The sequence below is a fragment of the Serratia marcescens subsp. marcescens ATCC 13880 genome (genome assembly GCF_017299535.1).
GTDB lineage: Bacteria > Pseudomonadota > Gammaproteobacteria > Enterobacterales > Enterobacteriaceae > Serratia > Serratia marcescens.
This window is the reverse complement of sequence record NZ_CP071238.1, coordinates 4,244,629-4,270,372: the sequence shown is the minus strand read 5'-3', so window position 1 is coordinate 4,270,372 and position 25,744 is coordinate 4,244,629. Positions and strand designations below refer to the sequence as shown.

Annotated in this window: 24 protein-coding genes and 1 pseudogene; 22 read left to right on the top strand and 3 right to left on the bottom strand. The window is 62.7% G+C overall.

Features of this window, described 5'->3' with window-relative positions; translation table 11 throughout:
- Positions 1 to 46: 46 nt before the first annotated feature.
- The 4 genes from fhuC (at position 47) to J0F90_RS20385 (ending at position 4,195) form a co-directional block, all read left to right on the top strand.
- Complete coding sequence (gene fhuC / locus J0F90_RS20400; protein ID WP_033639412.1) at positions 47 to 844, top strand: Fe3+-hydroxamate ABC transporter ATP-binding protein FhuC; 798 nt, start codon at positions 47 to 49, stop codon at positions 842 to 844.
- On the top strand, positions 844 to 1,752 hold the full coding sequence (fhuD, locus tag J0F90_RS20395; protein WP_033639413.1) for a Fe(3+)-hydroxamate ABC transporter substrate-binding protein FhuD: 909 nt from the start codon (positions 844 to 846) through the stop codon (positions 1,750 to 1,752). The genes fhuC and fhuD overlap by 1 nt, the downstream gene beginning before the upstream one ends.
- Positions 1,749 to 3,737 (top strand): Fe(3+)-hydroxamate ABC transporter permease FhuB, encoded by a 1,989-nt coding sequence (gene fhuB / locus J0F90_RS20390; protein ID WP_033639414.1) that lies wholly within the window; start codon positions 1,749 to 1,751, stop codon positions 3,735 to 3,737. Before fhuD ends, fhuB begins: the two co-directional genes overlap by 4 nt.
- A 305-nt stretch (positions 3,738 to 4,042) precedes the next feature.
- The gene (locus J0F90_RS20385) at positions 4,043 to 4,195 is read left to right on the top strand and encodes a Hok/Gef family protein (protein WP_004937610.1); all 153 of its coding nucleotides are present in this window, start codon (positions 4,043 to 4,045) and stop codon (positions 4,193 to 4,195) included.
- Between the two features lie 124 nt (positions 4,196 to 4,319).
- On the opposite strand, the gene metK is transcribed toward J0F90_RS20385, so the two are convergent.
- Positions 4,320 to 5,474 carry a methionine adenosyltransferase gene (metK, locus tag J0F90_RS20380; RefSeq protein WP_016926681.1) on the bottom strand — a complete coding sequence of 385 codons (1,155 nt, stop codon included), beginning with the start codon at positions 5,472 to 5,474 and terminating at the stop codon, positions 4,320 to 4,322.
- A 532-nt stretch (positions 5,475 to 6,006) separates the two neighbouring features.
- Here metK and J0F90_RS24930 point away from each other — a divergent pair.
- From J0F90_RS24930 to J0F90_RS20360, 4 genes and pseudogenes are all read left to right on the top strand, one after another.
- Positions 6,007 to 6,150: a hypothetical protein gene (locus J0F90_RS24930; protein WP_464017219.1), complete on the top strand. Its 144-nt coding sequence runs from the start codon at positions 6,007 to 6,009 to the stop codon at positions 6,148 to 6,150.
- Positions 6,151 to 6,384: 234 nt separating this feature from the next.
- Positions 6,385 to 8,361 carry a biosynthetic arginine decarboxylase gene (speA, locus tag J0F90_RS20370; RefSeq protein ID WP_028127388.1) on the top strand — a complete coding sequence of 659 codons (1,977 nt, stop codon included), beginning with the start codon at positions 6,385 to 6,387 and terminating at the stop codon, positions 8,359 to 8,361.
- A gap of 195 nt (positions 8,362 to 8,556) precedes the next feature.
- Positions 8,557 to 9,477 (top strand): agmatinase, encoded by a 921-nt coding sequence (speB, locus tag J0F90_RS20365; RefSeq protein ID WP_004937606.1) that lies wholly within the window; start codon positions 8,557 to 8,559, stop codon positions 9,475 to 9,477.
- 335 nt (positions 9,478 to 9,812) lie between these two features.
- A pseudogene (locus tag J0F90_RS20360) lies at positions 9,813 to 9,965 on the top strand (Hok/Gef family protein).
- A gap of 110 nt (positions 9,966 to 10,075) precedes the next feature.
- On the opposite strand, the gene J0F90_RS20355 reads toward J0F90_RS20360, so the two are convergent.
- Positions 10,076 to 11,317 carry an MFS transporter gene (locus J0F90_RS20355; RefSeq protein WP_033639415.1) on the bottom strand — a complete coding sequence of 414 codons (1,242 nt, stop codon included), beginning with the start codon at positions 11,315 to 11,317 and terminating at the stop codon, positions 10,076 to 10,078.
- A 397-nt stretch (positions 11,318 to 11,714) separates the two neighbouring features.
- Between J0F90_RS20355 and J0F90_RS20350 the strand changes: the two genes are divergently transcribed.
- The 14 genes from J0F90_RS20350 (at position 11,715) to J0F90_RS20285 (ending at position 24,821) form a co-directional block, all read left to right on the top strand.
- Positions 11,715 to 12,032, top strand: a complete 318-nt coding sequence (locus tag J0F90_RS20350; protein WP_004937614.1) for a non-heme iron oxygenase ferredoxin subunit — start codon at positions 11,715 to 11,717, stop codon at positions 12,030 to 12,032.
- A gap of 2 nt (positions 12,033 to 12,034) precedes the next feature.
- The gene (locus tag J0F90_RS20345; RefSeq protein WP_004937617.1) at positions 12,035 to 12,343 is read left to right on the top strand and encodes a recombinase-like helix-turn-helix domain-containing protein; all 309 of its coding nucleotides are present in this window, start codon (positions 12,035 to 12,037) and stop codon (positions 12,341 to 12,343) included.
- Between the two features lie 20 nt (positions 12,344 to 12,363).
- Positions 12,364 to 13,407: an aromatic ring-hydroxylating oxygenase subunit alpha gene (locus J0F90_RS20340; protein WP_033639416.1), complete on the top strand. Its 1,044-nt coding sequence runs from the start codon at positions 12,364 to 12,366 to the stop codon at positions 13,405 to 13,407.
- Positions 13,404 to 14,159: an SDR family oxidoreductase gene (locus tag J0F90_RS20335; RefSeq protein ID WP_033639417.1), complete on the top strand. Its 756-nt coding sequence runs from the start codon at positions 13,404 to 13,406 to the stop codon at positions 14,157 to 14,159. The genes J0F90_RS20340 and J0F90_RS20335 overlap by 4 nt, the downstream gene beginning before the upstream one ends.
- Before the next feature lie 37 nt (positions 14,160 to 14,196).
- Positions 14,197 to 14,991, top strand: coding sequence for an IclR family transcriptional regulator (locus J0F90_RS20330; protein ID WP_033639418.1), 795 nt, complete (start codon positions 14,197 to 14,199; stop codon positions 14,989 to 14,991).
- 109 nt (positions 14,992 to 15,100) lie between these two features.
- A complete protein-coding gene (locus J0F90_RS20325) occupies positions 15,101 to 16,042 on the top strand; it encodes a VOC family protein (protein ID WP_033639419.1) in 942 nt (313 codons plus the stop codon).
- On the top strand, positions 16,039 to 17,250 hold the full coding sequence (locus J0F90_RS20320) for an NAD(P)/FAD-dependent oxidoreductase (protein WP_033639420.1): 1,212 nt from the start codon (positions 16,039 to 16,041) through the stop codon (positions 17,248 to 17,250). Before J0F90_RS20325 ends, J0F90_RS20320 begins: the two co-directional genes overlap by 4 nt.
- A 23-nt stretch (positions 17,251 to 17,273) precedes the next feature.
- Positions 17,274 to 18,530, top strand: coding sequence for an MFS transporter (locus J0F90_RS20315; RefSeq protein WP_016930045.1), 1,257 nt, complete (start codon positions 17,274 to 17,276; stop codon positions 18,528 to 18,530).
- 168 nt (positions 18,531 to 18,698) lie between these two features.
- The gene (locus J0F90_RS20310; protein ID WP_004937634.1) at positions 18,699 to 19,223 is read left to right on the top strand and encodes a cupin domain-containing protein; all 525 of its coding nucleotides are present in this window, start codon (positions 18,699 to 18,701) and stop codon (positions 19,221 to 19,223) included.
- Entirely contained in the window at positions 19,223 to 20,041 is an 819-nt protein-coding gene (locus J0F90_RS20305; protein ID WP_033639421.1) for an alpha/beta fold hydrolase, read from the top strand. Before J0F90_RS20310 ends, J0F90_RS20305 begins: the two co-directional genes overlap by 1 nt.
- Positions 20,038 to 20,832, top strand: coding sequence for an SDR family oxidoreductase (locus J0F90_RS20300; RefSeq protein ID WP_033639422.1), 795 nt, complete (start codon positions 20,038 to 20,040; stop codon positions 20,830 to 20,832). The genes J0F90_RS20305 and J0F90_RS20300 overlap by 4 nt, the downstream gene beginning before the upstream one ends.
- Positions 20,833 to 20,847: 15 nt before the next feature.
- Complete coding sequence (locus tag J0F90_RS20295) at positions 20,848 to 21,642, top strand: aspartate dehydrogenase (protein WP_033639423.1); 795 nt, start codon at positions 20,848 to 20,850, stop codon at positions 21,640 to 21,642.
- A gap of 16 nt (positions 21,643 to 21,658) precedes the next feature.
- Positions 21,659 to 23,128 carry an aldehyde dehydrogenase gene (locus J0F90_RS20290; RefSeq protein ID WP_016930041.1) on the top strand — a complete coding sequence of 490 codons (1,470 nt, stop codon included), beginning with the start codon at positions 21,659 to 21,661 and terminating at the stop codon, positions 23,126 to 23,128.
- A gap of 52 nt (positions 23,129 to 23,180) precedes the next feature.
- On the top strand, positions 23,181 to 24,821 hold the full coding sequence (locus J0F90_RS20285; protein WP_033639424.1) for a thiamine pyrophosphate-binding protein: 1,641 nt from the start codon (positions 23,181 to 23,183) through the stop codon (positions 24,819 to 24,821).
- Between the two features lie 41 nt (positions 24,822 to 24,862).
- On the opposite strand, the gene loiP is transcribed toward J0F90_RS20285, so the two are convergent.
- Positions 24,863 to 25,615, bottom strand: a complete 753-nt coding sequence (gene loiP, locus J0F90_RS20280; protein WP_016930039.1) for a metalloprotease LoiP — start codon at positions 25,613 to 25,615, stop codon at positions 24,863 to 24,865.
- Between the last annotated feature and the right edge of the window lie 129 nt (positions 25,616 to 25,744).

Below are 25,744 nucleotides of genomic sequence, written 5' to 3'. Positions count from 1 at the left end.
CGGATAGCCGGGGCGGCGCCGCGTCGCCCCGGACAAAGCAGGATCTATGCAGGACAAACTTCTTAATCCCGGCGCGACCTTCGCGCTGGATAACGCCAGTTTCGCCGTCCCCGGCCGGGTGCTGCTGCAACCGCTGTCGCTCAGTTTTCCCCAGGGCAACGTCTGCGGCCTGATCGGCCATAACGGTTCCGGTAAATCCACCCTGTTGAAACTGCTCGGGCGGCACCATGCGCCCAGCGGCGGCCAGGTACTGCTCAATCGGCAGCCGTTGGCGCAGTGGGACAGCAAATCCTTCGCCCGCCAGGTGGCCTACCTGCCGCAGCAGTTGCCGGCGGCGGAAGGCATGACGGTGCGCGAACTGGTGGCCGTCGGGCGCTATCCGTGGCATGGCGCGCTGGGGCGTTTTGGCGCCAACGATCGCCAATTGGTGGAAGAGGCCATTTCACTGGTGGGGCTGAAGCCGTTCGCCAACCGCCTGGTGGACAGCCTGTCCGGCGGCGAGCGCCAACGCGCCTGGCTGGCGATGATGGTGGCGCAGGACAGCCGCTGCCTGCTGCTCGACGAACCGACCTCGGCGCTGGACATCGCGCACCAGGTCGAGGTGCTGACGCTGATCCAGCGCCTGAGCCGCGAACGCGATCTCACGGTGATCGCCGTGCTGCACGACATCAACATGGCGGCGCGCTACTGCGACCATTTGGTGGCGCTGCGCGGCGGTGAAATGATCGCCCAGGGCGGCCCGCTGGAACTGATGCAGGGGCCGGTGCTGGAGCAAATTTACGGTATTCCTATGGGCACGTTGCCGCATCCGAGCGGCGGCGCGCCGGTGAGTTTTGTCTACTGATGTCCTCTGCATTCACTTCTTCTCACGATCCGCTGCGCCGCCGTCTGTTGATGGCGCTGGCGCTGTCGCCGCTGTTGGGATCGTGGCCCGGGCGGGCGGCGGATACGCCGCCGGATATCGCGCGCGTTGCGGCGCTGGAATGGCTGCCGATCGAGCTGCTGTTGGCATTGGGCGTGACGCCGCTGGCGGTGGCCGATGTGCATAACTACAACCTGTGGGTGGCGGAGCCGAAGCTGCCGGCGACGGTGGTCGACGTCGGCCAGCGCACCGAACCTAACCTCGAACTGCTGCAGCAGCTCCAGCCTTCGCTGGTGTTGCTGTCGCAGGGCTATGGCCCGACGCCGCGCAAAATCCAACCCATCGCGCCAACCATGAGCTTCGGCTTCAACGACGGCAGCGGCAAACCGCTGACCGTCGCCCGTCAGTCGCTGCTGGCGCTGGGCCAGCGGTTGGGCATAGAAAGCCGGGCGGTAAACCACCTGGCGCAGTTCGACAGTTTTATGCAGGACGCGCGTCAGCGTCTGCAAAGCTACACCCACCAACCGTTGCTGCTGTTTTCACTGATCGACACGCGTCATGCGTTGATCATCGGCCAGAAAAGCCTGTTCCAGGAAGCGATGGACCAACTGGGCATCCGCAATGCCTGGCAGGAGCCAACCGACTTTTGGGGCACGGCGGTGGTGGGGATTGAACGGTTGGCCACGGTGCGTAACGCCCGGGTCATCTATCTCGATCACGGCAATCAAGCGATGATGGACAAGGTCAGCGCGACGCCGCTGTGGCAGTCATTGCCCTTCGTGCGGCAAAACCAGCTGCGGCAGGTGCCGGCGGTGTGGTTCTATGGCGCCACGCTGTCGACGATGCGGTTTTGCCGCCTGTTGGCGCAGGCTCAGGAGAGTGCGGCATGAATGCGGGCATCCGGAAATTGCCGCTGACGCTGATCCTGCTGTTGCTGGCGGCGGCAGGTGGCCTGACGATATACAACCTGACGCAGCAACTGCCGCCGGCGCAATGGGAGCGGGCGCTCAGCGCGCCGGACATCGACGACGTGCGGCAAATGCTGTTCCATTACAGCCTGCTGCCGCGGTTGACGGTGTCGCTGTTGGCCGGCGCCGGCCTGGGGTTGGTCGGCGTGCTGTTCCAGCAGGTGTTGCGCAATCCGTTGGCGGAACCGTCGACGCTCGGCGTGGCCGCCGGCGCGCAGCTCGGCCTGACCATCGCCACGCTGTGGGTGCTGCCGGGGGGCGAATTCACCCGCCAGCTGGCCGCTATGGTGGGCGCGATTGTGGTGGGCGGGCTGGTGTTCGGCGTCGCCTGGGGCAAGCGCATGTCGCCGGTCACGCTGATTCTGGCCGGGCTGGTGTTGGGGCTGTACTGCGGCGCGGTCAACAGCCTGTTGGCGCTGTTTCATTACGATCAGCTGCAGGGCATGTTCCTGTGGGGCACCGGCGCGTTGAACCAACAGGATTGGAGCGCCGTACAGTTCCTCCTGCCGCGTTTGCTGGTGGCAGGCCTGCTGGCGGCGCTGTTGCTGCGCCCGCTGACGCTGCTGGGGCTGGACGACGGCGTGGCGCGCAACCTGGGGCTGGGGCTGTCGATGGCGCGCTTCTGCGCCCTGGGGGTGGCCATTATCTTCAGCGCTATGCTGGTGAGTGCGGTGGGCGTTATCGGCTTTATCGGCCTGTTTGCGCCGCTGATGGCGAAGATGCTGGGCGCGCGCCGCCTGGCGCACCGCATGATGCTGGCGCCGTTGCTGGGGGCGCTGCTGCTGTGGCTGACCGATCAGGTGATGCTCGGGGTGACGCAGGTGTGGCGCGAGATCCCGACCGGTGCGGCCACCGCACTGTTCGGCGCGCCGCTGCTGTTGTGGCTGCTGCCGCGTTTGCGCAGCGCCGCTACGCCGCCGCCGATGAACCTTGGCGACAAGGTGCCTGCCGAACGCGGGAATCTGCCTGGCTGGGCAGCGCTGGCCGGCGTCGTGCTATTGATCGGCCTGACGCTGGCGCTGATGCTGGGCAAAAACGCCGGCGGCTGGCACTGGAGCCTGGGTGCGGAGCTGGACGCGTTGCTGCCGTGGCGTTGGCCGCGGGCGCTGTCGGCGCTGGCGGCGGGCATGATGCTGGCGGTCGCCGGCACGTTGATCCAGAAATTGACCGGCAACCCGATGGCCAGCCCGGAAGTGTTGGGCATCAGCTCCGGCGCCGCTTTTGGCGTCGTGATGATGCTGTTTATGGTGCCGGGCGACGCCTTCGTTTGGCTGCTGCCCGCCGGCAGTTTGGGGGCGGCCGCGACGCTGCTGATCATCATGATCGCCGCAGGCCGCGGCGGTTTCTCGACTGAGCGCATGTTGCTCGCCGGTATCGCGCTCAGCACCGCCTTTACCACCGTCATCTTCCTGCTGTTGGCCAGCGGCGATCCGCGTATGGGGGGCTTACTGACCTGGCTCTCCGGTTCAACCTATTCGGTGGAGCCGGCGCAGGCGCTGCGCACCGCGCTGGTGGCCGCCGGCCTGATGGTATTGGCGCCGCTGTGCCGCCGTTGGTTGACCATCTTGCCGCTCGGCGGCGCCACCGCCCGCTCGGTGGGGATTGCGCTGACGCCGGCGCGGTTGACCATTCTGTTGCTGGCCGCCACGCTGACCGCCATGGCGACCCTGACCGTGGGGCCGCTGAGCTTTGTCGGGCTGATGGCGCCGCACATGGCGCGCATGTTGGGCTTCCGCCGCGCGCTGCCGCAGATGGTGATCGCCGCGCTGTTGGGCGGTTTGCTGATGGTATTTGCCGACTGGTGCGGGCGGATGCTGCTGTTTCCGTATCAGATCCCTGCAGGGTTACTGGCGACCTTTATCGGCGCGCCGTACTTCGTTTATCTGCTGCGTAAGCAGACGTCGTAAGCTTCATCCCTACTTTGCTTTCTCCGCCATCAAGGGCCCAGCGTTGCTGGGCCTTTTTTCAACGCCTTGCAAGGCGTTGCGTGCCGCTACGCAAGAAAGACATTTAACGTGAAAAGGAACGCGGGAAGAGAGGAGGAGGTGAATATACTGCGGGCGGGTGCTCTGGATCTTTGTCTCTGGAGCCCGTGCGAAAGATACAAAGAGAAAAGCCCCGAGTCGATATCCATCAACCCGAGGCCTACTCTAACGCATCACAACGTTAAGTTAGCCTCTTACCCGCCGCGAGGCAAGGAGAAGAAGGCATGATGCCGAACAAACGGAGCCTGTTAAAACTGGTGGTTATTTGTGCCACAGTAATATCACTGGCATGGATAACCCGCAGCACGCTGTGTGAGCTGCGTATCCGATCGGGCACTACGGAGGTTGCGGCCATTTTGGCTTACGAATCCGAACGGTAAGGCAACCCGGCGGCGGGGGCTTTGCCTCCGCCGGCCGGCAGTCGATGCGTTGATCCATGAGCACCCATCCGTTCAAAAAAAACGGCGAGCCTTGGCTCGCCGTTTTTCATGTTGATGTCGGGGCTTATTTCAGGCCGGCGGCATCGCGCAGCAGTGCGGCTTTGTCGGTCGCTTCCCATGGGAAGTGCTCGCGGCCGAAGTGGCCGTAGGCGGCGGTTTCGCGGTAGATCGGCTGCAGAAGATCCATCATCTGGATCAGGCCGTATGGGCGCAGATCGAAGAATTCGCGCACCAGCAGCGTCAGCTGTTCGGTTGGCACTTTCTCGGTACCGAAGGTTTCCACCATGATGGAGGTCGGTTCCGCTACGCCGATAGCGTAAGACACCTGAATCTCGCAGCGATCGGCCAGGCCGGCGGCGACGATGTTTTTCGCCACGTAGCGCGCCGCGTAAGCCGCGGAACGGTCAACCTTGGACGGATCCTTACCGGAGAAGGCGCCGCCGCCGTGGCGCGCCATGCCGCCGTAGGTGTCGACGATGATCTTACGGCCGGTCAGGCCGCAGTCGCCCATCGGGCCGCCGATAACGAAACGGCCGGTCGGGTTGATGTGGTATTTGGTGCCCGCCGTCAGCCATTCCGCCGGCAGTACCGGCTTGATGATCTCTTCCATCACCGCTTCTTGCAGATCTTTCAGCGAGATGTCTTCAGAGTGCTGGGTGGACAGCACCACGGCGTCGATGCCGACGATTTTGCCGTCGTCGTACTGGAAGGTCACCTGGCTCTTCGCATCCGGGCGCAGCCACGGCAGGGTGCCGTTTTTACGCACTTCGGACTGGCGCTGCACCAGACGGTGCGCGTAGGTGACAGGCGCAGGCATCAGCACGTCGGTTTCGTTGGTGGCGTAGCCAAACATCAAGCCCTGATCGCCGGCGCCCTGCTCGAGAGGATCGGTACGATCAACGCCCTGATTGATATCCGGGGATTGCTTGCCGATAGCGCTCAATACTGCACAGGAGTTGGCGTCAAAGCCCATGTCCGAATGAACGTAGCCGATCTCGCGCACGGTCTTGCGGGTGATCTCTTCGATATCGACCCAGGCGCTGGTGGTGATTTCACCGCCGACCAGGACCATGCCGGTTTTCACGTAGGTTTCGCAGGCGACGCGCGCCTTCGGATCTTGTTCCAGGATGGCGTCGAGGACGGCATCGGAGATCTGATCGGCGATTTTATCGGGATGTCCTTCGGAGACGGATTCGGACGTGAAGAGGTGTTTAGCCATTGTGTTCTTTACCTTGCATAAGACGGGTTAGAAATTACTGCACAGCGCTGGAGATCCGGCATCGAAGCGAAGGGTCTTCCGCTGATGGCGCGAGATGCATCCTGCAACGCCCCTCAGGCAAAGCCGTTAAGCAGTTTATCAGTTAACCAGTATAGATGGATTAACATCTGGACGTCTATTTTAGGTCAGGGTTTAGCCAGATTGCCAGTAATTTTTTGCGCTTTCGCTCTTTTGCGCAAACGGGTTGGCGCCATTTTCATCGCTTGAAACAGTTTTCGGCGAATTTTCATTTTGCTTTTTCACCTGCTTACCGGTATAAACTGCGCGCGCGGTTCATTTGCTGCACAGTACGGCGGTCTGGCGTGGTGGAAGGTGCGATTAACTTCCGCTTTGCATTCGCCGGCGTTGCGCTATTATCCGTCGCGGGCGTTCGCCGTAAGCGCCGCCGCTTCATCGAACGGTCACGTTCTTACACTATTTTTAGAGGCTGGGTCGTTCACTCCGAACGGCGCGCGTGGAGGTGGTTGGATTAATGATCCGTTGTCTACCGGTTGTTGGTTCTCAACAGCAGTGCCGTTCTGGCGCACATTCTTCTGCTATTTCCCGTCTTGTCTCTCTGTCACTTACCAGGTGCGATAAACACTTGGCCGCTACTCAGGATTCTCGGGCCGGCTAACGGTCGTCTGAAGAACTGAACAAGGGTAGCCTGCAGCCTTCCTGTGGGATGTTTCTTGGCCCGATTCACGAGGTTTGAACAGGGTGTCTTACAATTATATGAGTGATAAACCGATCGCTGACCGCGAACGGCAGTTCTCTTCGCTGCCGCCGGCGCGGCTTGTTGGGTTGTTCTCGCGGGTTGTAGCTGCGATAGTGGCTGACGGTTTCGTCAGTAGGGAATGTGAGGCGAACCATGTCTGATGATCTGTTGATTCACCGTCCGCCGGTTGCGGGCGAGTCTTTATCTTTGCGCTCCATGCAGGAGGTTGCCATGAATGATCGTAATGCCAGCAAGATGCTGCGTACTTATAACGTCGCCTACTGGGGCAACAATTACTATGACGTCAACGAGCTGGGCCATATCAGCGTGTGCCCGGATCCGGATGTCCCGCAGGCGCGCGTCGATCTGGCAGAACTGGTGAAAACGCGCCAGAAAGACGGCCAACGTCTGCCGGCGCTGTTCTGCTTCCCGCAGATCCTTCAGCATCGCCTGCGTTCGATCAACGCCGCGTTCAAACGCGCGCGTGAATCCTTCGGCTACCAGGGCGGTTATTTCCTGGTGTATCCGATCAAGGTGAACCAACACCGCCGCGTGATTGAATCGCTGGTGAACTCCGGCGAACCGCTGGGACTGGAAGCCGGATCCAAGGCCGAGCTGATGGCGGTGCTGGCGCATGCCGGCATGACCCGCTCGGTGATTGTCTGTAATGGTTATAAAGATCGTGAATACATTCGCCTGGCGTTGATCGGGGAAAAGCTGGGGCACAAGGTGTACCTGGTGATCGAGAAAATGTCCGAGATCAACCTGGTGCTGGAAGAGGCTGAACGGCTGAACGTCATACCGCGCCTGGGCGTGCGTGCGCGTCTGGCATCGCAAGGCTCCGGCAAATGGCAGTCGAGCGGCGGCGAAAAATCCAAGTTCGGTCTGGCGGCGGTGCAGGTGCTGAAGCTGGTGGAAACCCTGCGTGAAGCGGGCCGCCTCGACAGCCTGCAGCTGCTGCACTTCCACCTGGGTTCGCAGCTGGCCAACATTCGCGACATCGCCACCGGCGTGCGCGAATCGGCGCGCTTCTACGTTGAGCTGCACAAGCTGGGCGTCAACATTCAGTGCTTCGACGTGGGCGGCGGCTTGGGCGTCGACTACGAAGGCACCCGTTCGCAGTCCGATTGCTCGGTCAACTACGGCCTGAACGAATATGCCAACAACGTGATTTGGGGCATCGGCGACGCCTGTAACGAACACGGCCTGCCGCACCCGACGGTGATCACCGAGTCCGGCCGCGCCGTGACCGCGCACCACACGGTGCTGGTCTCCAACGTGATCGGCGTCGAGCGCAACGAGTTCAGCGAACCGCAGCCGCCGGAAGCCGACGCGCCGCGCGCGCTGGAAAGCATGTGGGAAACCTGGCTGGAAATGAACGAGCCGGAGAACCGCCGCTCGCTGCGCGAATGGCTGCACGACAGCCAGATGGATCTGCACGACGTGCACACCCAATACGCGCACGGCATGCTGGACTTGACCAAGCGCGCCTGGGCCGAGCAGCTGTATCTGAACATCTGCAACAAGATCCAGCAGCAGCTCGATCCGAGCAACCGCGCACACCGCCCGATCATCGACGAGCTGCAAGAGCGCATGGCGGACAAGTTCTACGTCAACTTCTCACTGTTCCAGTCGATGCCGGATGCCTGGGGTATCGACCAGCTGTTCCCGGTGCTGCCGCTGGAAGGGCTGGATAAACCGCCGGAAGGCCGCGCTGTGCTGCTCGATATCACCTGCGACTCCGACGGCACCATCGACCATTACGTCGACGGCGACGGCGTGGCGACCACCATGCCGATGCCGCCGTACGATCCGGAGAACCCGCCGGCGCTGGGCTTCTTCATGGTCGGTGCGTATCAGGAGATCCTCGGCAACATGCACAACCTGTTCGGCGACACCGCCTCGGTTGACGTGTACGTGTTCCCGGACGGCAGCGTCGAGACCGAGCTGTCCGACGAGGGCGATACCGTGGCGGATATGCTGGAGTACGTGCAGCTCGATCCGAGCGCGCTGCTGTCCAAATTCCGCGATCAGGTCAAAGAAACCGATCTGGACAGCGAGCTGCAGGCGCAGTTCCTGGAAGAGTTTGAGGCCGGTCTGTACGGTTATACGTATCTGGAAGACGAGTAACCGCCTTCTTCATGGGGGGCGATATCGGCCCTCTTGAAGCATGGATAAAATGCGGCCATAATCTGCCGTATCGGTAGCACCGAAACACACATCGAATAAATCCCTTTCTCGTCGGGCTAACGACGCGGGAGGGATTTTTTTTTGTAACGGCCCGGCGTCTGCGCCCGGCAACTTGTTGAACTACGAGGGTTTACTATGAGCACCTTAGGCCATCAGTCCGATAATTCATTAGTGTCCAACGCCTTTGGTTTCCTGCGCTTTCCGCTGAACTTCATGCCTTACGACAGCGATGCAGAGTGGGTCATCACCGGCATTCCGTTTGACATGGCGACCTCCGGTCGCGCCGGCGGCCGTCATGGCCCGGCGGCCATCCGCCAGGTGTCCACCAACCTGGCCTGGGAAGGCAACCGTTGGCCGTGGAGCTTCGATCTGCGCGATCGTCTGAACGTGGTTGACTGCGGCGACATCGTGTTCAACTTCGGCGATGCGCAGGACATGAGCGATAAGCTGCAGGCGCACGCGGAGAAACTGCTGAAGGCCGGTAAGCGCATGCTCTCGTTCGGCGGCGATCACTTTGTCACCCTGCCGCTGCTGCGCGCGCACGCCAAGCATTTCGGCAAGCTGGCGCTGGTGCACTTTGACGCCCATACCGATACCTACGCCAACGGCAGCAAGTTCGACCACGGCACCATGTTCTATCATGCGCCGAACGAAGGCCTGATCGACCCGCATCACTCGGTGCAGATCGGCATTCGCACCGAGTTCGATCACGACAATGGCTTTACCGTACTGGACGCCGCGCAGGTGAACGATCGCAGCGTGGACGACCTGCTGACCCAGATCAAGGGCATCGTCGGCGATATGCCGGTGTACCTGACCTTCGACATTGACTGTCTGGATCCGGCGTTCGCACCGGGCACCGGCACGCCGGTGATCGGCGGCCTGACCTCCGATCGCGCGCTGAAACTGGTGCGCGGCATGCAGTCGCTGAACATCGTCGGCATGGACGTAGTGGAAGTGGCGCCGGCTTATGATCAGTCCGAGATCACCGCGCTGGCCGCGGCGACCCTGGGTCTGGAAATGCTGTACCTGCAGGCGGCCAAGAAACACGCCTGACGCTTGGCCACGCCTCGCTGAAAAAGCGGCTCTCATCGTATGGGGGCCGCTTTTTTTATTTCTTTTTTCGCCATCCGTGCGGCGATTTTCAGTCTGTTGCAACGCCTTTGCGCAATTTTGCGCAGAAATGAAACGGAGTCAGTAAAAAGGAATCGGGATAACGGGGAGGATGAATATACTGCGCGCGGGTGCTCTGGATCTTTGTATCTAGAGTCTGCGTGAAAGGTACAAAGAGAAAAGCCCCGAGTCGATATTCATCAACCCGAGGCCTACTCTAACGCCAGCAACGTTAAGTTAGCCTCTTACCCGCCGCGAGGCAAGGAGAAGAAGGCATGATGCCGAACAAACGGAGCCTGTTAAAACTGGTGGTTATTTGTGCCACGGTAATATCACTGGCATAGATAACCCGTAGCACGCTGTGCGAGCTGCGGATCCGATCGGGCACTACGGAGGTTGCGGCCATTTTGGCTTACGAATCCGAACGGTAAGGCAACCCGGCGACGGGGGATATCCCCCGTCTGCTGGTTGTTGGCGTCCATATCCATGAGCACCCTCTCAACGCGTTCGGTTTGCCGCCGTAGAACACGGTGAAACGGATTTATGCCCGTTTCACCTGGCGCGCCAGCAACATACGGCTAAACAGCGCGCCGCCCGCCAGCAGCGTCAACAGCTGTGAGGCAATCAGCACCGCAAAGCCCGAGGACACCTTGCCCTGGCTGGCCATCACCATGCCCATGGCCATCGGCACGAACGCCGAGAACAGATTGCCGATGCCGTTGATCAGCCCATAGGCGCTGCCGACCGCCTCCGGCCGCGCATAATGCTGCAGCAGCGTGGGGATCGCCGCGCCCTGCGCACCCCAACAGGCGTTGGCCGCCAGCAGGAAGAAGGCGATCCAACCAAGCTGATGGCTGTTCATTACGCCATAGATGCACAGTGCGGTCGCCGCGCCGCCAAAGACGAAGATCAGCGGCGCCTGATAGGGGCGGATACGATCGAGCAACGCGCCGCCGAGGTATTTGGAGGCGATGCTGACGATGAACGGCAGCGCCGCCATCCAGCCCATTTGCTTGATGGAGAACCCTTTTTCATCGGTCAGGTAAGCCGGCAGCCAGGCGCTGGAGCCCCACAGGTAGCTGAGCGTGGCGATCTCGATCAGCAGGATCCAGCCGAGCATCGGCGTGCGCCAGGCCAGCGCGAAGGTGTGCCAGACGCGGCTTAGCACCGGTTGCGAATCGGCAGGGCGTGAAGATGAGGGTAAGGCGAGCGGATGAATGAACAACCGCACCAGCGCCAGGCCCAGCAGCAGGTTGAGCAGCGCCAGCAGGTGAAACGACATCGCCCACCCGAAGTGCGCCATCAGAAAACTCACCAGCGGAAAGCCGAGCACCAGCCCCAACGAGACGCCCAGCGCGCTGACCGCGTTGGGCTTGCCGCGCTCGTCGGCGGCGAAATGATCGCTGATGTACATGGTTTTCAGCGAGAACAGCGGCCCTTCGCTGACGCCAAGCAGCGCGCGCACCGCGCACAGCAACAGCAGCGATCCCGCCAGCGGCGAGGCGGCGGTGAGCAGCGCCCACAGCACCACGCTCAGCGTCAGCGCGCGGCGGTAACCCATCAGCGTTTCCAGAAACGGCGTCAGCAACATGGCGGACAGGCCGTAACCGAGTAAAAACACCGTCATCAGCGTGCCCTGGTGAGCGCGGTCACCGCCGAGTTGAAAGTGTTGCAGGAAGTCGGGATTGACCAACATCACGGCGATATTAACCCGATCCGCATAGGCGATAACGATCAGAAACAGCAGGGCGAGCACCCCAAACCAGCGTTGACGTTGTTGCACGGCGCGTTCCTCAGTGCGAGCGGTTGACGAATTCAGGCAGCAGTAAACTCACCCGAGGATGCCATTTGGCGCAAACGCGGGGATGGGGCTGATTGATGTAAATTTATTGTTATCAAATAGGGTGTGAATGACAGAGAGAAAACACTTTTACGCGCAATTCGCCGCAGAGATCAACGCGTTTTTTGCCATAAATTAGCGAGGGAGCGCACAACTGACATAGGTTTTTCATATCGGTGCATGATTTCGTGATCCTTCCCGCATTTGTCATTTTTAAACAACCTTTCATTAACATTTGCCGTTCCGCTCGCTTGACGAAAGTTTCGCCAGACTTATAGTGGCTGTATTAAATAAGAAACTGAGTTTCATATATGAAACAATCAGATAGAGGATAAAAGCAATGAGCTGGAAGAATGTGTGCGAAGTGTCTCAGGTGAAAGAAGATTTTCCTTTCTCCGGCAAAGTGGAAGGAAAAGAGATCGGGGTGTACCTGCTCGACGGTAACTACTACGCGCTGGAAGACGTCTGCCCGCATGCTTATGCCTTGCTCAGCCAGGGGTTTGTAGACGACGGCAAGGTTGAGTGCCCGCTGCACGAAGCGCTGTTTGACGTGCGTACCGGCCAGTGCCTGCGCGAGCCGGGCGGCCGAGATCTGCAAACCTATCCCACCCGGGTGGTCGACAACCAAATCCAGATCACCTTTATCGCGGAGGAGTAATCATGCAGCACATCACCGATTTCAATCCCTGGCTGCCGGACACCCAACAAGTGACGCCGGCCCGCGAAGGCGGCAACGGCCAAATCCATCAGCCGGGCCAGTTCCGCAATGTCATCTGGCAAAACCGCGCCCGGGTGCCGGACGGTTTCGAAACCGCGCTGGTGGCGGCGCTGGAAACGATCTTCGATCAGGGGGCGGAAGAGCTGGAGCAGATCGTCAGCGCGTTGAATCAGCGCCGCCTGTTCGATCGCAGCGGCCAACCGTGGAATGAGGCGACGTTCCGCGAATTCCTTCACGTTAACGGTTTCTGAGCCACATCCGGGAGAAGACAATGACAGCAAACACAACATCCTCCGAACAGAGCCTGCAGGACTATCTTGACCAGGGATTGCGCGGCATGTGGTATCCGGTGCTGGCCAGTTGGGAAGTGGGCAACAACCCGGTCGGCATCACCCGTCTCGAGCAGCAAATCGTGGTGTGGCGCGACGGTGAAGGCCTGATCCACGCGTTGGAAGATCGCTGCCCGCACCGCGGTGCGCGGCTTTCCATGGGGTGGAACCTCGGCGATCGTATTGCCTGCTGGTATCACGGGGTGGAAGTCGGCGGAGACGGGACGGTGAAAGACGTGCCGGCGGTGGATCGCTGCCCGCTGGTGGGGCAAAAATGCCTGCGGTCTTACCCGGCCAAAGAAGCCTATGGCGCGGTGTTCCTCTATTTCGGCGTGACGGCGGATGAAGCGCCGGCGGAGCTGACTTTCCCGCAAGAGCTGGCGGACGAAGCGTCGTACAGTAATTTTCTGTGCACCGCCAGCTGGAACTGCAACTACCAGTACGCCCTGGAAAACGTGATGGATCCGATGCACGGCACTTACCTGCACTCCTCTTCACACTCGATGGCGGAAGGTGATCGCAAGGCGGACATGGCGCTGGAGCCGACCGACAGCGGCTTCATCTTCAAGAAAAACGGCCAGATCGGCGTCAACTTCGACTGGGTGGAATTCGGCAACAGCGGCGCGTATTGGATGCGCCTGTCGATCCCGTACAAGAAGCGTTTCGGGCCGGGCGGTCACTTCTGGATCATCGGCATGGTGGTGCCGGAAGACAAGGATCACTGCCGGGTATTCTTCTGGCGCATTCGTAAGGTCAAAGACTGGCAGCGCGACATGTGGCGCTTCATGTACCGCAATCGCCTGGAATCGTTGCATTGGGACGTGCTCGAGCAGGATCGCATCGTGCTTGAGAACATGGCGCCTAACGCCCGCGGCCGCGAATATCTGTACCAGCACGACGTCGGTCTTTCTCGCCTGCGCCGCCTGATGCAGAAAGAGGCGCAAAAACAGCTGGCGACGCTGCGCGAGCGGGAGGCGGCGCAGTGAACGGCCTGCTGAACGGTAAACGCATCGTGGTCACCGGCGCGGCGCGCGGCCTGGGCTACAGCTTCGCCGCCGCCATCGCGGCTGCCGGCGCGCAGGTGGTGATGTGCGACATTTTGGCGGATGAGCTGGCGGCGAGCGGCGCCGCGCTGCGCGAGCAGGGCGCTCAGGTGGAAACGCAGACGATCGATCTGGCGTCACCGGATTCGATCCGTTCGGCGTTCGAGAAGATCGCCGCAGGCGGCGGGATCGACGGCCTGGTGAACAACGCGGCGCTGGCGACCGGCGTCGGCGGCAAAACCATGATGGAATACGATATCGAACTGTGGGATCGGGTGATGCAGGTCAACGTGCGCGGCACCTGGCTGGTGAGCCAGGCGGCGGTGCCGCTGCTGGCGCGCAACCCGCACGCCAAGATCGTCAACGTGGCGTCGGACACCGCGCTGTGGGGCGCGCCGCGCCTGATGGCCTATGTTGCCAGTAAAGGCGCGCTGATCGCGATGACCCGATCGATGGCGCGTGAACTGGGTCCGCAGGGGATCTGCGTCAACGCCATCGCGCCGGGCCTGACGCGGGTGGAAGCTACCGAGTATGTCCCCGCCGAACGCCACCAGCTGTACGAGCAGGGGCGCGCGCTGGCCGGGGCGCAGCACCCGGACGATGTGAACGGTACGGTGCTTTATCTGCTGTCGCCGCTGGCGAATTTCGTCACCGGTCAACTGCTGCCGGTCAACGGCGGCTTCGTATTCAACTGACGGCCCGCAGGGCAGGCGCACAGCGCAGGAGCGAGAGATGGCGGACGAGCAAGCATGTAAGTATCTGATCCCGGGGCTGGATCGCGGGTTGCAGTTGCTGCTGGCGTTTGGCGAGCAGCATAAGGAGATGACCTTCGCCGAGTTGCATCGCCTGGTCGATATGCCGAAGGCCACCGCTTATCGCGTGGTGCAGACGCTCGAACACCTGGGCTTTCTGGAGCGCAATCCGCGCACCAACACCTTTGCGCTCGGCATCAAGGTGCTGCGCCTCGGCTTCGAATATATCGCGTCGCTGGATGTGGCGCAGGCCGGCCAGCCGGTGATCGAGCAGCTGCGCGATCGCAGCCAGTGCAGCAGCCATCTGGCGATCCGCGACGGGCGCGACGTGATCTATATCGCCCGCGTCAGCGCCGCCGGTTCGCAGATCAATCAGGTCAGCGTCGGCACCCGTTTGCCGGTGCACCAAACCTCGCTCGGCCGCATGTTGTTGACCAGCGCCACCCGCAGCGAGTTCGAACAACTCTATCCGGACGAGCAGCTGCCGGGCAACGCGCCGGGCACCCCGGCGGATCGCGAAACGCTGTGGCAGATGGTGCAGCAAGACAAGGCGCGCGGCTATGTGATCGGCGAATCATTCTTCCGCCACGGCATCTCCTCGATCGTCTACCCGATCTTCAACCGTGAGCAGCGGGTCGAGGCGGTGGTCAGCATCATGGTGCCGTCCGATGAGATCCCGAAAGCGGATCGCGAGCGGCTGCGCATGGAAGTGCGCGATGCGGCGGAGAAAATTTCCGGCTTCCTCGGCGCGCCGCCGCAGGCCAACGTCGGCTAACCGACAGGATCGACTCTTTCACTCAGGCAGGGATAAGGCCCACAGCAAACAGGGGCCGGGGTTCAGTCATGCCTGAAAACCGTATACAGCGAGAACGTGAGGCTGAGCAATGAGCGTAATCGGAATCGAAAAACTGGAGTTTGGCGTCGAAGATCTGCCAACCTGCGAAAAATTCATGCAAGACTTTGGCCTGCAGCCCGCCACGCAACATTGGGGCGAACCGCAGCGCGAATTCACTACCCTGAGCGGGGCGCGGGTCGTTCTGCACCCGTTGCAAAGCGCGGCGCTGCCTGCGGCGTTTGAAGGCGGTTCCACCCTGCGCCGCATGACATGGGGCGTGGCCTCGCCCGCCGAACTGGCGCGCCTGCAGCCGCGTTTGGCGTTGATGCCCGGCTTCCGTCAGGTGGGAGAAGAGTTGGAATGCCGCGATCCCAACGGCATGACGCTGCGCTTCGTCGTCAGCCGCCAGCAGGCGGTCGAGGTGCCGGTCACGCCGATCAACCAGTGGGGCGACGTGCGCCGCATCGATCAACCCAGCCCGGTCTATTCGCAGGCGCAACCTATCAACATCGGCCACGTAGTGTTCTTCGTTGACGACCTGGCGGCGACCGAGCGTTTCTATCGCGAGCTGTTGGATTTCCAGGTTTCCGATCGCTATATCGATCGCGCCGTCTTCCTGCGCACCCAGGCGCGCGGCGGCCATCATAACCTGTTCCTGCTGAAGCTGCCGAACCGCCCACGCGGCCTGAATCACGTGGCGTTCACCGTGCGCGATATCCACGAAGTGATCGGCGGCGGCATCGCCATGAACAAAGAGCAGTGGAGCACCTTTATCGGCCCCGGCCGCCACCCGATCTCCTCGGCCTATTTCTGGTACGTCAACAGCCCGACCGGCGGCGCGTTCGAGTACTACACCAACGACGATTATCTGACGGAAAACTGGCAGCCGCGCGAGCTGGAGCATTCGCTGGTCTCCTTCACCGAATGGGCGGTAGAGGGCGGCATCGATCACGACACGCGCCGCCAGCATAAAAAAGCGGAGGCGTTATGAACCGGGCTGAACAGGCGGGCATCGTCATCGTCGGTGGCGGCCAGGCCGGCGGCTGGGCGGCCAAGACGCTGCGCGACCGCGGTTACAGCGGCCGGCTGACGGTTGTCAGCGACGAACCCTACGATTTTTACGAGCGGCCGCCGCTGTCGAAAGCGGCGTTGCTGGATGCCGCGGCTCCTCTCAGCCGGCTGTTCAGCGAACAGACGGTGGCGGAGTTGAATATCGACTGGCGCCGCCCGCTGCGCGCCGAGTCCATCGACGCCGAACAGCAAATCGTTACGCTCAGCGATGGGCAACGGCTGCAGTTCGAGCAGTTGCTGATCGCCACCGGCGGGCGGCCGCGTGTGCCGGGCGCCGCCTGGGCGCAGCACCCGCGCGTGATGACGCTGCGTTCCTGGGACGATGCGGCCCGGTTGCGGCAGGGGCTGCAGGGCTGTCGTCGCCTGGCGATCGTCGGCGGCGGTTGGATCGGGCTGGAGATCGCCGCTTCCGCGCGGCGTCTCGGCGCCGAGGTGACGGTGTTTGAACGCCAGCCTGCGCTGTGCATGCGCAGCGTCGGCGCCGATGTCTCGCAGGCGTTGCTCGAACTGCATCGCCGGCAGGGCGTCACGGTGCTGTGCGGCTGCGGCGAGATCTCGCTGGAAGATCGCGACGGCGCCGCCTGGATCGGCAGCGAAGTCAGCGATCCGCAGGCCTTCGATCTGGTGGTGGTGGGGATCGGCGTCGAGCTGAATCTCGAACTGGCGCGCAGCGCCGGGCTGGCGATCGAGTCCGGCATTGTGGTCGACGGCCAGGGGCGCACCAGCCATCCGGCGATCTTCGCCGCCGGCGACGTGGCGCGTCACCCGACGCTTGGCCTGTGCCTGCAGTCCTGGGCCTACGCGCAAAATCAGGCCATCAGCACCGCCTGCGCGATGCTCGACGCCTTCGCCGCCCCGTATGACGACGTGGCCTGGCTGTGGTCGGATCAATATGACGTCAATATCCAGATCCTCGGCGTGCCGAGCGGCGGTGTGCATCATGTGGTGCGCCGCACGCCGCAGTCGCAGGTGTTCTTCACGCTGAACGCCGATCGGCAGCTGGTGCAGATGGTGGCGTTCAACGACGCGCGCACCATCAAACTCGGCAAGCGTTGGCTGGCGAGCGGCCGGGTGCTGGATCCGCAGCAACTGGCGGATGCGGAGTTTTCTTTGATGGCGTTGAAATAACGCCCGAACCTCGGGAGCGTTTTATGACTACGCAAGACATTGACGCCCGCGCTGGACGGGCGGGGGAAACCGTTGCCGAAAATCCGCAGCAGCGGGTGCGCTGGTCGGTGCCGATCGCGCTGTTCGCCTGCGTGCTGCTGGCGTTTTTCGACAAGATCAGCATTGCGGCGCTGTTTTCCGACGCCGAGTTTCAGCAGGCATTGGGCATTGGTTTTGACCCGGCGCGGCTGGGCTTGCTGATGAGCGCGTTTCTGTTCTCCTACGGCATTTCCTCAATGTTGCTCAGCGGCATCGGCGATCGGCTTAATCCGGTCAAGGTATTGATTGGCATGATGGTGGTGTGGGGCGTGCTGATGGTGTTGATGGGGCTGGTGCGTTCCTATCACGCCATGATGACGCTGCGCATCCTGCTCGGCATCGCCGAAGGGCCGTTGCTGCCGATGGCCTACGCCATTATTCGTCAGGCTTTCCCGCCGCAGCTGCAGGCGCGCGCCACCATGCTGTGGTTGCTCGGCACGCCGCTGGGGGCCGCGCTCGGCTTCCCGGTCACCCTGTACATCCTCAATACCTTCGACTGGCAGGCCACCTTCTTCTTTATGGCGTTTCTGACGTTGCCGGTGATGTTGCTGGTGCTGTTCGGCATGCGCCACCTGAACGTCTCGCGTCCGGCGGCGGCGGCCAAACCGGCGGTGTCCGAACGCAAACAGCACCGCCGCGAGCTGCTGCGCAGTCCGCACTTTTGGATGATCTGCCTGTTCAACATCGCCTTTCTGACCTACCTGTGGGGCATGAACGGCTGGTTGCCGAGCTACCTGATCAAGGGCAAAGGCATTCATCTGGAGCATGCCGGTTACCTCTCTTCGCTGCCGTTCATCGCCATGCTGCTCGGCGAAGTGCTGGGCGCCTGGCTGTCGGACAAGCTGGATCGCCGCGCGCTGGCCTGCTTCCTGTCGCTGTGCGGCGCCGGCCTCGGTCTGGCGGTGGTGCTGCACCTGCAGGGCACCTACAGCGTGATCGCCGCCATGGCCTTCAGCACCTTTATGTGGGGCGCCGGCGCGCCGAATATTTTCGCGCTGTTGGCGAAGGCCACCAGCAGCAAGGTGAGCGCCACCGCCGGCGGCATCTTCAATGGGTTGGGCAATTTTGCCGGCGCGCTGGCGCCGGTGCTGATGGGGGCGCTGATCGCCGCCACCGGCAATATGGATAACGGCCTGCTGTTCCTGGTGGTGATGGCGTTCGTCGGCTGCCTCATTCTGCTGCCGTTACTGAGAAAGTACTGAATTAACAATTACTAAGCCCAATGGATTTCATGCTGTGGCTAGGCGGCAAGTTCGTGAGTCTCCAGGAGCTTACTGCGGTAAGTGACTGGTGCGAACGAATGCAGCCAACAACGCGACAGCGTGAAAGACGAAGGGGATAACCATTTGATTCAACAGAGGAGTGACAACATGTCTCAGGTTGAGAACAAAGCCGGCGTCAAGCCGCAGGATCTGTCGATGGAAAACTGGGTGGAGTCGCGCATTGCCCGTTTCGAAGGCCGCAAATATGACTGGAACGCGCTGAAATTCCAGGCCGATTTTGACCCGAAATACCGCCGCGCGCAGATGCGCTACATCGGCACCGGCGCCACCGGCGTGGCCAGCGACGCCAACACCATTCCGGCGGGCAACTTCACCTTCTCCACCATGGTGCTGCCGTCGAAGTGCGAGGGCCCGCTGCACCTGCACGACGACGTGGAAGAAGTGTTCTTCATGCTGAAAGGCAGCATCACGCTGATGATCCAGGATGGGGAAGAGTATTACGAAACCAGGCTGAAAGAGCGCGATCTGATCTCGGTGCCGGCGGGGGTGTATCGCGGCCTGTTCAACCACGGCGAGGAAGAGGCGCTGATGTGCGTGATGCTCGGCACCGCCAAGCCGGAGATCCCGACCTATCCGGCGGATCACCCGCTGTCCAAAGTGAAGCGCAACTGATGAACGGCCTGGCGCAACGCCAACGGGCGCGCTGCGGGGCGTACACCCTGAGCTGGCGCGAGGCCGGGCAGGGGCGGCCGGTGGTGTTGCTGCACGGCATCAGCTCCGGATCCGCCTCGTGGATCAAGCAGTTCAACGATAACGGCCTGACGGACGGCCACCGTCTGTTGGCGTGGGACGCGCCGGGCTACGGCGGCAGCCTGCCGTTGGCGGATCCGCAGGCCGATGCCGCCGGTTATGCGGCGGCGTTGGCGGCGCTGATTGATGAGCTGCAGCTGGTGCAGCCGCTGATCGTCGGCCATTCGCTGGGGGCGCTGATCGGTAGCGCCTATGCCGCCGGCTATCCGGATGGGCTGTGCGGGCTGGTGTTGGCGGATCCGGCGCAGGGCTATGCCACGGCGCCGGAGGAAAAACGCCGGCAGGTGTACGGCCAGCGCCAGCAGATGATAGAGACGCTGGGGCCGGTGGGCTACGGCGAGCAGCGGGCGGCGGCCTTGCTGCGTGAAGGGGCGGATCCGCAGGATATCGCCTGGGTGCGCAACGGCATGCAGCAGCTCGATCCCGACGGTTTTCTGAGTGCCGCCTGGATGTTGGCCAACGATGATATCGGCCGCTATCTGGCGCGCTATCGCGGCCCGCTGGAGGTGTGGTGCGGTGAACAGGATCGCATTACGCCACCGGAGAAGGCGGCCGAGCTGGCGCGCGAGCAGGACGCGACGCTGCGTCTGATCGTCGCCGCCGGTCATGCCAGCTACCTCGATGCGCCGGCGTGTTTCAACCGCTATCTGCGGGACTTTACGGGAGCAATCCAACGATGAATTTTCAGCTTGAGGATCGGGTGGCGGTGGTGACCGGCGGCTCGTCGGGCATCGGTTTTGAAACCCTGAAGCTGCTGCTGGCCGAAGGGGCGAAAGTGGCGTTCTGCGGCCGCGATCAGGACAAACTGGCCGGCGCAGCAGCCAGCCTGCGCGCTGACTTCCCGCAGGCGGATATCCTGGCGCTGCGCTGCGACGTGCTGGACGCGCAGCAGGTGGCGCAGTTCGCCGCTCAGGTGACAGCGCATTTCGGCGGCGTGGATCTGCTGATCAACAACGCCGGTCAGGGCTTCGTCGCCCATTTTGACCAGACGCCGCGCGAGGCCTGGCTGCATGAGGCCGAGCTGAAGCTGTTCGGCGTGATCAACCCGGTGCAGGCGTTCTTACCGGCGCTGGAACGATCGGCGATCGCGTCTATCACCTGCGTGAACTCGCTGCTGGCGCTGCAGCCGGAAGAGCACATGATCGCCACCTCGGCGGCGCGCGCCGCGCTGCTCAACATGACGCTGACGCTGTCGAAAGAGCTGGTGGGCAAAGGCATTCGGGTTAACTCGATCTTGCTGGGGATGGTGGAGTCGGGCCAGTGGCGCCGCCGTTTCGAAGAGCGCAGCGATAAAGATCAAAGTTGGGAACAGTGGACGGCGGCCATCGCCGAACGGCGCGGCATTCCGATGAAACGCCTGGGCAAGCCGCAGGAGCCGGCGCAGGCGCTGTTGTTCCTCGCTTCGCCGCTGGCTTCCTTTACCACCGGCGCGGCGCTGGACGTTTCCGGCGGCTTTAACCGCCATGTGTAGCAGGGGCCGAGAAAGATGAAGAAGATCATGATGATTGGCTACGGCGCGATGGCGAAGGAAGTGATCGCCCGTCTGCCGGAAGGCGTGGAGGTTGGCTGGATCCTGGCGCGCGCAGCTCATCATGCGGCGATCGCCGAGGCTTTTGACGGGCGGGTGCAGGCGCTGACCCATCCGGAGCAGTGTTCGCAGCGGCCGGATCTGGTGCTGGAGTGCGCCAGCCAGCAGGCGGTGGCGGAGTTTGGCGAGGCGGTGCTGCAGCGCGGTTGGCCGCTGGCGGTGGTCTCGACCGGCGCGCTGGCGGACGCCGCATTGCAACAGCGGCTGCAGCAGGTTTGCCGCCGCCATCACGGGCAGCTGATCGTGCTGTCCGGCGCGGTGGCGGGGATGGACGGGCTGGCGTCGGCGCGTGAAGGCGGGTTGGAGAGCGTGACCTATCAGGCCAGCAAGAGCCCGGCCAGCTGGCGCGGCAGCCCGGCGGAGCAACTGATCGACCTCGATGCGGTGCGCGAGGCGCAGGTATTTTTTGAAGGCTCGGCGCGCGAAGCGGCGCGTTTGTTCCCGGCCAACGCCAACGTGGCGGCCACTATTGCGCTCAACGGTCTGGGGATGGACGCCACCCGGGTGCGCCTGCAGGTCGATCCCGCCACCCGGCGCAACACTCATCGCCTGCAGGTGTGCGGCGACTTTGGCGAGTTTCACATTGAGCTGAGCGGCAACCCGCTGGCGAGCAATCCCAAAACATCAACCCTGGCGGCGCTGAGCGCGGTACAAGCCTGCCGCCGTCTGGTGGACGGCGGTTTTATTGCCTGAACGGCAGGAGCGGAGCATGGAACGATTGAATATTTTTGTCGCCGGGCGCTGGCGTGAAGGGCGCGGCGAAGAGATGGCTTCGGTATTCCCGGCCGACGGCAGCGTCAACGCGCGGCTGCGCGCCGCTAACGTCGAGGATGTCAACGAGGCGGTAGAGGCGGCGGAAAAGGCCTGGCGCGCGCCGGAATGGCGCGGGCTGGTGCCGCACCAACGCGCCTCAATTCTCTACCGCGTGAGCAACCTGATCCTGGCGCAGCAGGAACAGCTGGCCGAGTTGCAGACGCGCGACAACGGCAAACCGCTGGCGGAAACTCGCGGCCTGGTGGCCAGTGCGGCGGCGACCGCGCGCTACTTCGCCGCCGCCTGCGAGGTGTTGGAAGGCGAGCTGCCGACCCCGCGCAGCGCCGAAGTGATGACGCTCAGTCAGTATCAACCGATGGGGGTGATCGCCGCCATTACGCCGTGGAACTCACCGATCGCCAGCGAAATGCAGAAGGTGGCGCCGGCGCTGGCGGCGGGCAACGCCGTGGTGCTCAAACCGGCCGAAGCCACGCCGCTGATGGCGCTGAAGCTGGCCGAGCTGTTCGAACAGGCGGGGCTCCCTGCCGGGCTGCTCAGCGTGCTGCCGGGCAAAGGTTCGGTGATCGGCGAGGCGTTGGCGCGCCATCCGCTGGTGAAGAAGATCGCCTTTACCGGCGGGACCGGCACCGGGCGCCATTTGGCGCACATCGCCGCTGACAAGCTGATCCCCACCTCGCTGGAGCTGGGCGGTAAATCGCCGACCATCGTGCTGGAGGACGCCGATCTGGAGCAGGCGGCGCGCGGCATCTGTTACGGCATTTTTAGCTCCGCCGGCCAGGCGTGCATCGCCGGTTCACGGCTGTTCGTGCATCGTTCGCTGTATCAGCCGCTGCTGGCGCGCTTGACCGAACTGACGGCGGGGCTGCGCATCGGCAACCCGCTGGTGCCGGGCGTGCATCTCGGCCCGCTGATCAGCGCCAAACATCGGCAAAGCGTGGCGGACTACGTGGCGTTGGCGCGGCAGGAGGGCGGCCGGGTGAGCATCGGCGGCGAAGCGCCGGCCGATCCGCAACTGGCGAGCGGCAGCTATTACCTGCCGACCATTATCGAAGGTTTGAACAACGATGCCCGCGTGTGCCAGGAGGAGATCTTCGGCCCGGTGCTGGTGGCGCTGCCGTTCGACGACGAGCAACAGCTGATCGAACAGGCCAACGACTCGGTGTACGGCCTGGCGGCCGGCATCTGGAGCCGCGATTTCCCGCGGGCGATGGCGCTGGCGGAGCGGCTGGAAACCGGCACCGTCTGGATCAACACCTACAAAACGTTCTCGATTTCCACGCCGTTCGGCGGTTTCAAGGAAAGCGGACTGGGCCGCGAAAAGGGCCTGAACGGCATCAAGGCCTACATGCAGCAGAAAAGCGTGTATCTGGCGCTGAGCCATCAGGTGAACCGCTGGAGCGACTAGGCCGACACCTCTACGCATAACCCTAATAACGATTACCCTAAGAAGGCAGATGATGAGCGATAAAATCACGGTTGGCGAGGCGATAGCCCGGACTCTGGAACAGTACGCGGTGTCGGCGATGTACGGCATCATTTCGATTCATAATCTGCCGATCGCCGATGCGGTGGGGCAGCGCGATAAAATTCGCTTCGTGCCGGCGCGCGGCGAAGCGGGCGCGGTCACCATGGCCGACGCGCACGGGCGTTTCTCCGGCCTGGGCGTGGCGTTGACCAGCACCGGCGCCGGCGCCGGCAACGCGGTGGGGGCGATGATTGAGGCGCTCAACGCCAACACGCCGCTGTTGCATATCACCGGCCAGGTGGAAAAAGCCTATCTGGACGCCGACGCCGGTTTTATTCATGAAACCCGCGATCAGCTCGGCTTCCTGCGCGCCTGCTCCAAGCGCGCTTACCGGGTCAATTCGCCGGAGCAGGCGGTGGCGGTGATCCAGCGAGCGATCCTGGATGCGCAAACCGTGCCCTGCGGCCCGGTGGCGGTCGAGATCCCGATCGATATTCAAAGCAGCCTGGTGTCCCGCTCGGTGCTGGCCGAACCGTTGGCGCCGGCGCCGCTGCCGAAGGCGGACGCCGCAGCGGTGGAGCGGCTGCATCAGCGGCTGAAACAGGCCAAGCGCCCGCTGTTATGGTTGGGCGGCGGTGCGCTGGCCTGCGGCGACGCGGTGCGCAAGCTGGCGGACGCCGGTGTGGCGGTGATCTCCAGCACCCACGGGCGCGGCATTCTGCCGGACAGCCATCCTCGCAGCCTGCGGGCGTTCCACAACTCGCCGAGCATCGAAGCGATCCTGACGCAGTGCGACCTGACGCTGGTGGCCGGTTCGCGCCTGCGCAGTAATGAAACCCGCACCTGGACGCTGCCGCTGCCGCGCCCGTTGGTGCAAATTGACATCGATCCGGCGGCGGCCAACCGCAACTACCTGGCCGATGAACAGATCAATGGCGACTGTGCGGCGCTGCTGACGGCGCTGGCGGCGCGGTTGACCCCTGGCGAGAAGGTGAGCGCCGAGTGGGATGCCGAGATCGCGGGAGCGGTGCAGCAGGCTGAGAGCGCGCTGCGCCAGCAGTCCGGCGAATACGCCAAACTCAATGACGCCATCGACGCCGCGCTGCCGCAGGACGGGCTGTTGGTGCGCGATATCACCGTTTCCGGCAGCGTCTGGGGCAGCCGGCTGTTCCGGGCGATCTCGCCGCTGTGCAACATACACTCGCTGGCTGGCGCCATTGGAATGGGGCTGCCGATGGCGATCGGCACCGCAATCGCCAACCCGCAGCGCAAGGTGGTGGGGCTGGTGGGCGATGGCGGTCTGGCGCTGGGCCTGGGGGAACTGGCGACCATGGCGCAGGAACAGGTGAACATCACCCTGCTGATCATGAACGACGGCGGTTATGGCGTGATGCGTGGCATTCAGGACAAGTACTTCGCCGGGCGCCAGTATTACAACGAACTGCATACGCCGGCCTTTACTCAAATTGCCGAAGCGATGGGGTTGAAAGCCTGGAAGGTGGACGCGGCGTCGCAGTTCAACGGCGTGCTGGCCGAGGCGATCAGTTACCCGGGGCCGTCGGTGGTCGAGGTGGACATGAAGCGGGTCGGGCCGCTGACCTTCGCCGGGCCGCCGCAGAAAACGCTGTATTGATACGATAAAAAACGCCCGGCGGTTGCCGGGCGTTCTCGTTGTTACTTCTCTGCTGCGATGCGATCGCGAATGTGCTGCGCGCGCGCTTGGGAAGATGGGTGATCGTCGAACATGCTGCTCTGACGGCCGGCTTCCATTTGGGCCAGTTTTTCGAAGCTGGTGGCCAGGCCGTTCGGATCGATGCCGCGTTTTTTCAGCAGATCGAACGAGTAATCATCCGCTTCGCTTTCCTGCTTCTGCGAGAACTGGGCGCTGACCAGCTTCTCGCCGATATCCGCCAGCTGCGACTGCGACAGCGAGCCGATGACGCCGCCGGCGGAGGACGCCGCGGTGCGCAGCGCCACGGTGCCGTAAGCCACCTGCATCGCTTTACGGGTGTGGCCCAGCGCCACGTGGCCCATTTCGTGGCCCAGCACGCCTTCCACTTCGTTGTCGTTCATCATGTCCATCAGGCCGCTGTAGACGCGGATACAGCCGTTGGCCATCGCCCAGGCGTTGACGTCTTTGGTCACGTAGACCTTGTAGTTGGCCGGGGTGCCGTTGATGTTGTCGCCCAGCGCCGCGGCGATTTTGTTGAGACGCTTGGCGTAGGTGCTGCCGGCCGGCGCGATTTGTGCCTTGCTGTCCATCTCGGCGCAGGATTTATCACTCAGGGCCTTAACGTCGTCGTTGCTCAGGGTCGCCGCCTGGAACGCCTGCGCGCCGGACTGCATCAAGGTTTCGGTATTCAGGTTTTGACAGCCGGTTGCCAAGGTGGCAATGCCCAACGCAATCAAAGAGGTACGAATTTTCATAACGCCATCTTCCTGTGAAGGTAACAAGGTAAAAGAGTCATTTTGCTTTGAGGAAATCTTGTCGCAAGAGCCTAGTGTACGCCAGCTAAGGCGAGAATAGTGTTATTCCGAAAAAGCGTCCAATCGTGC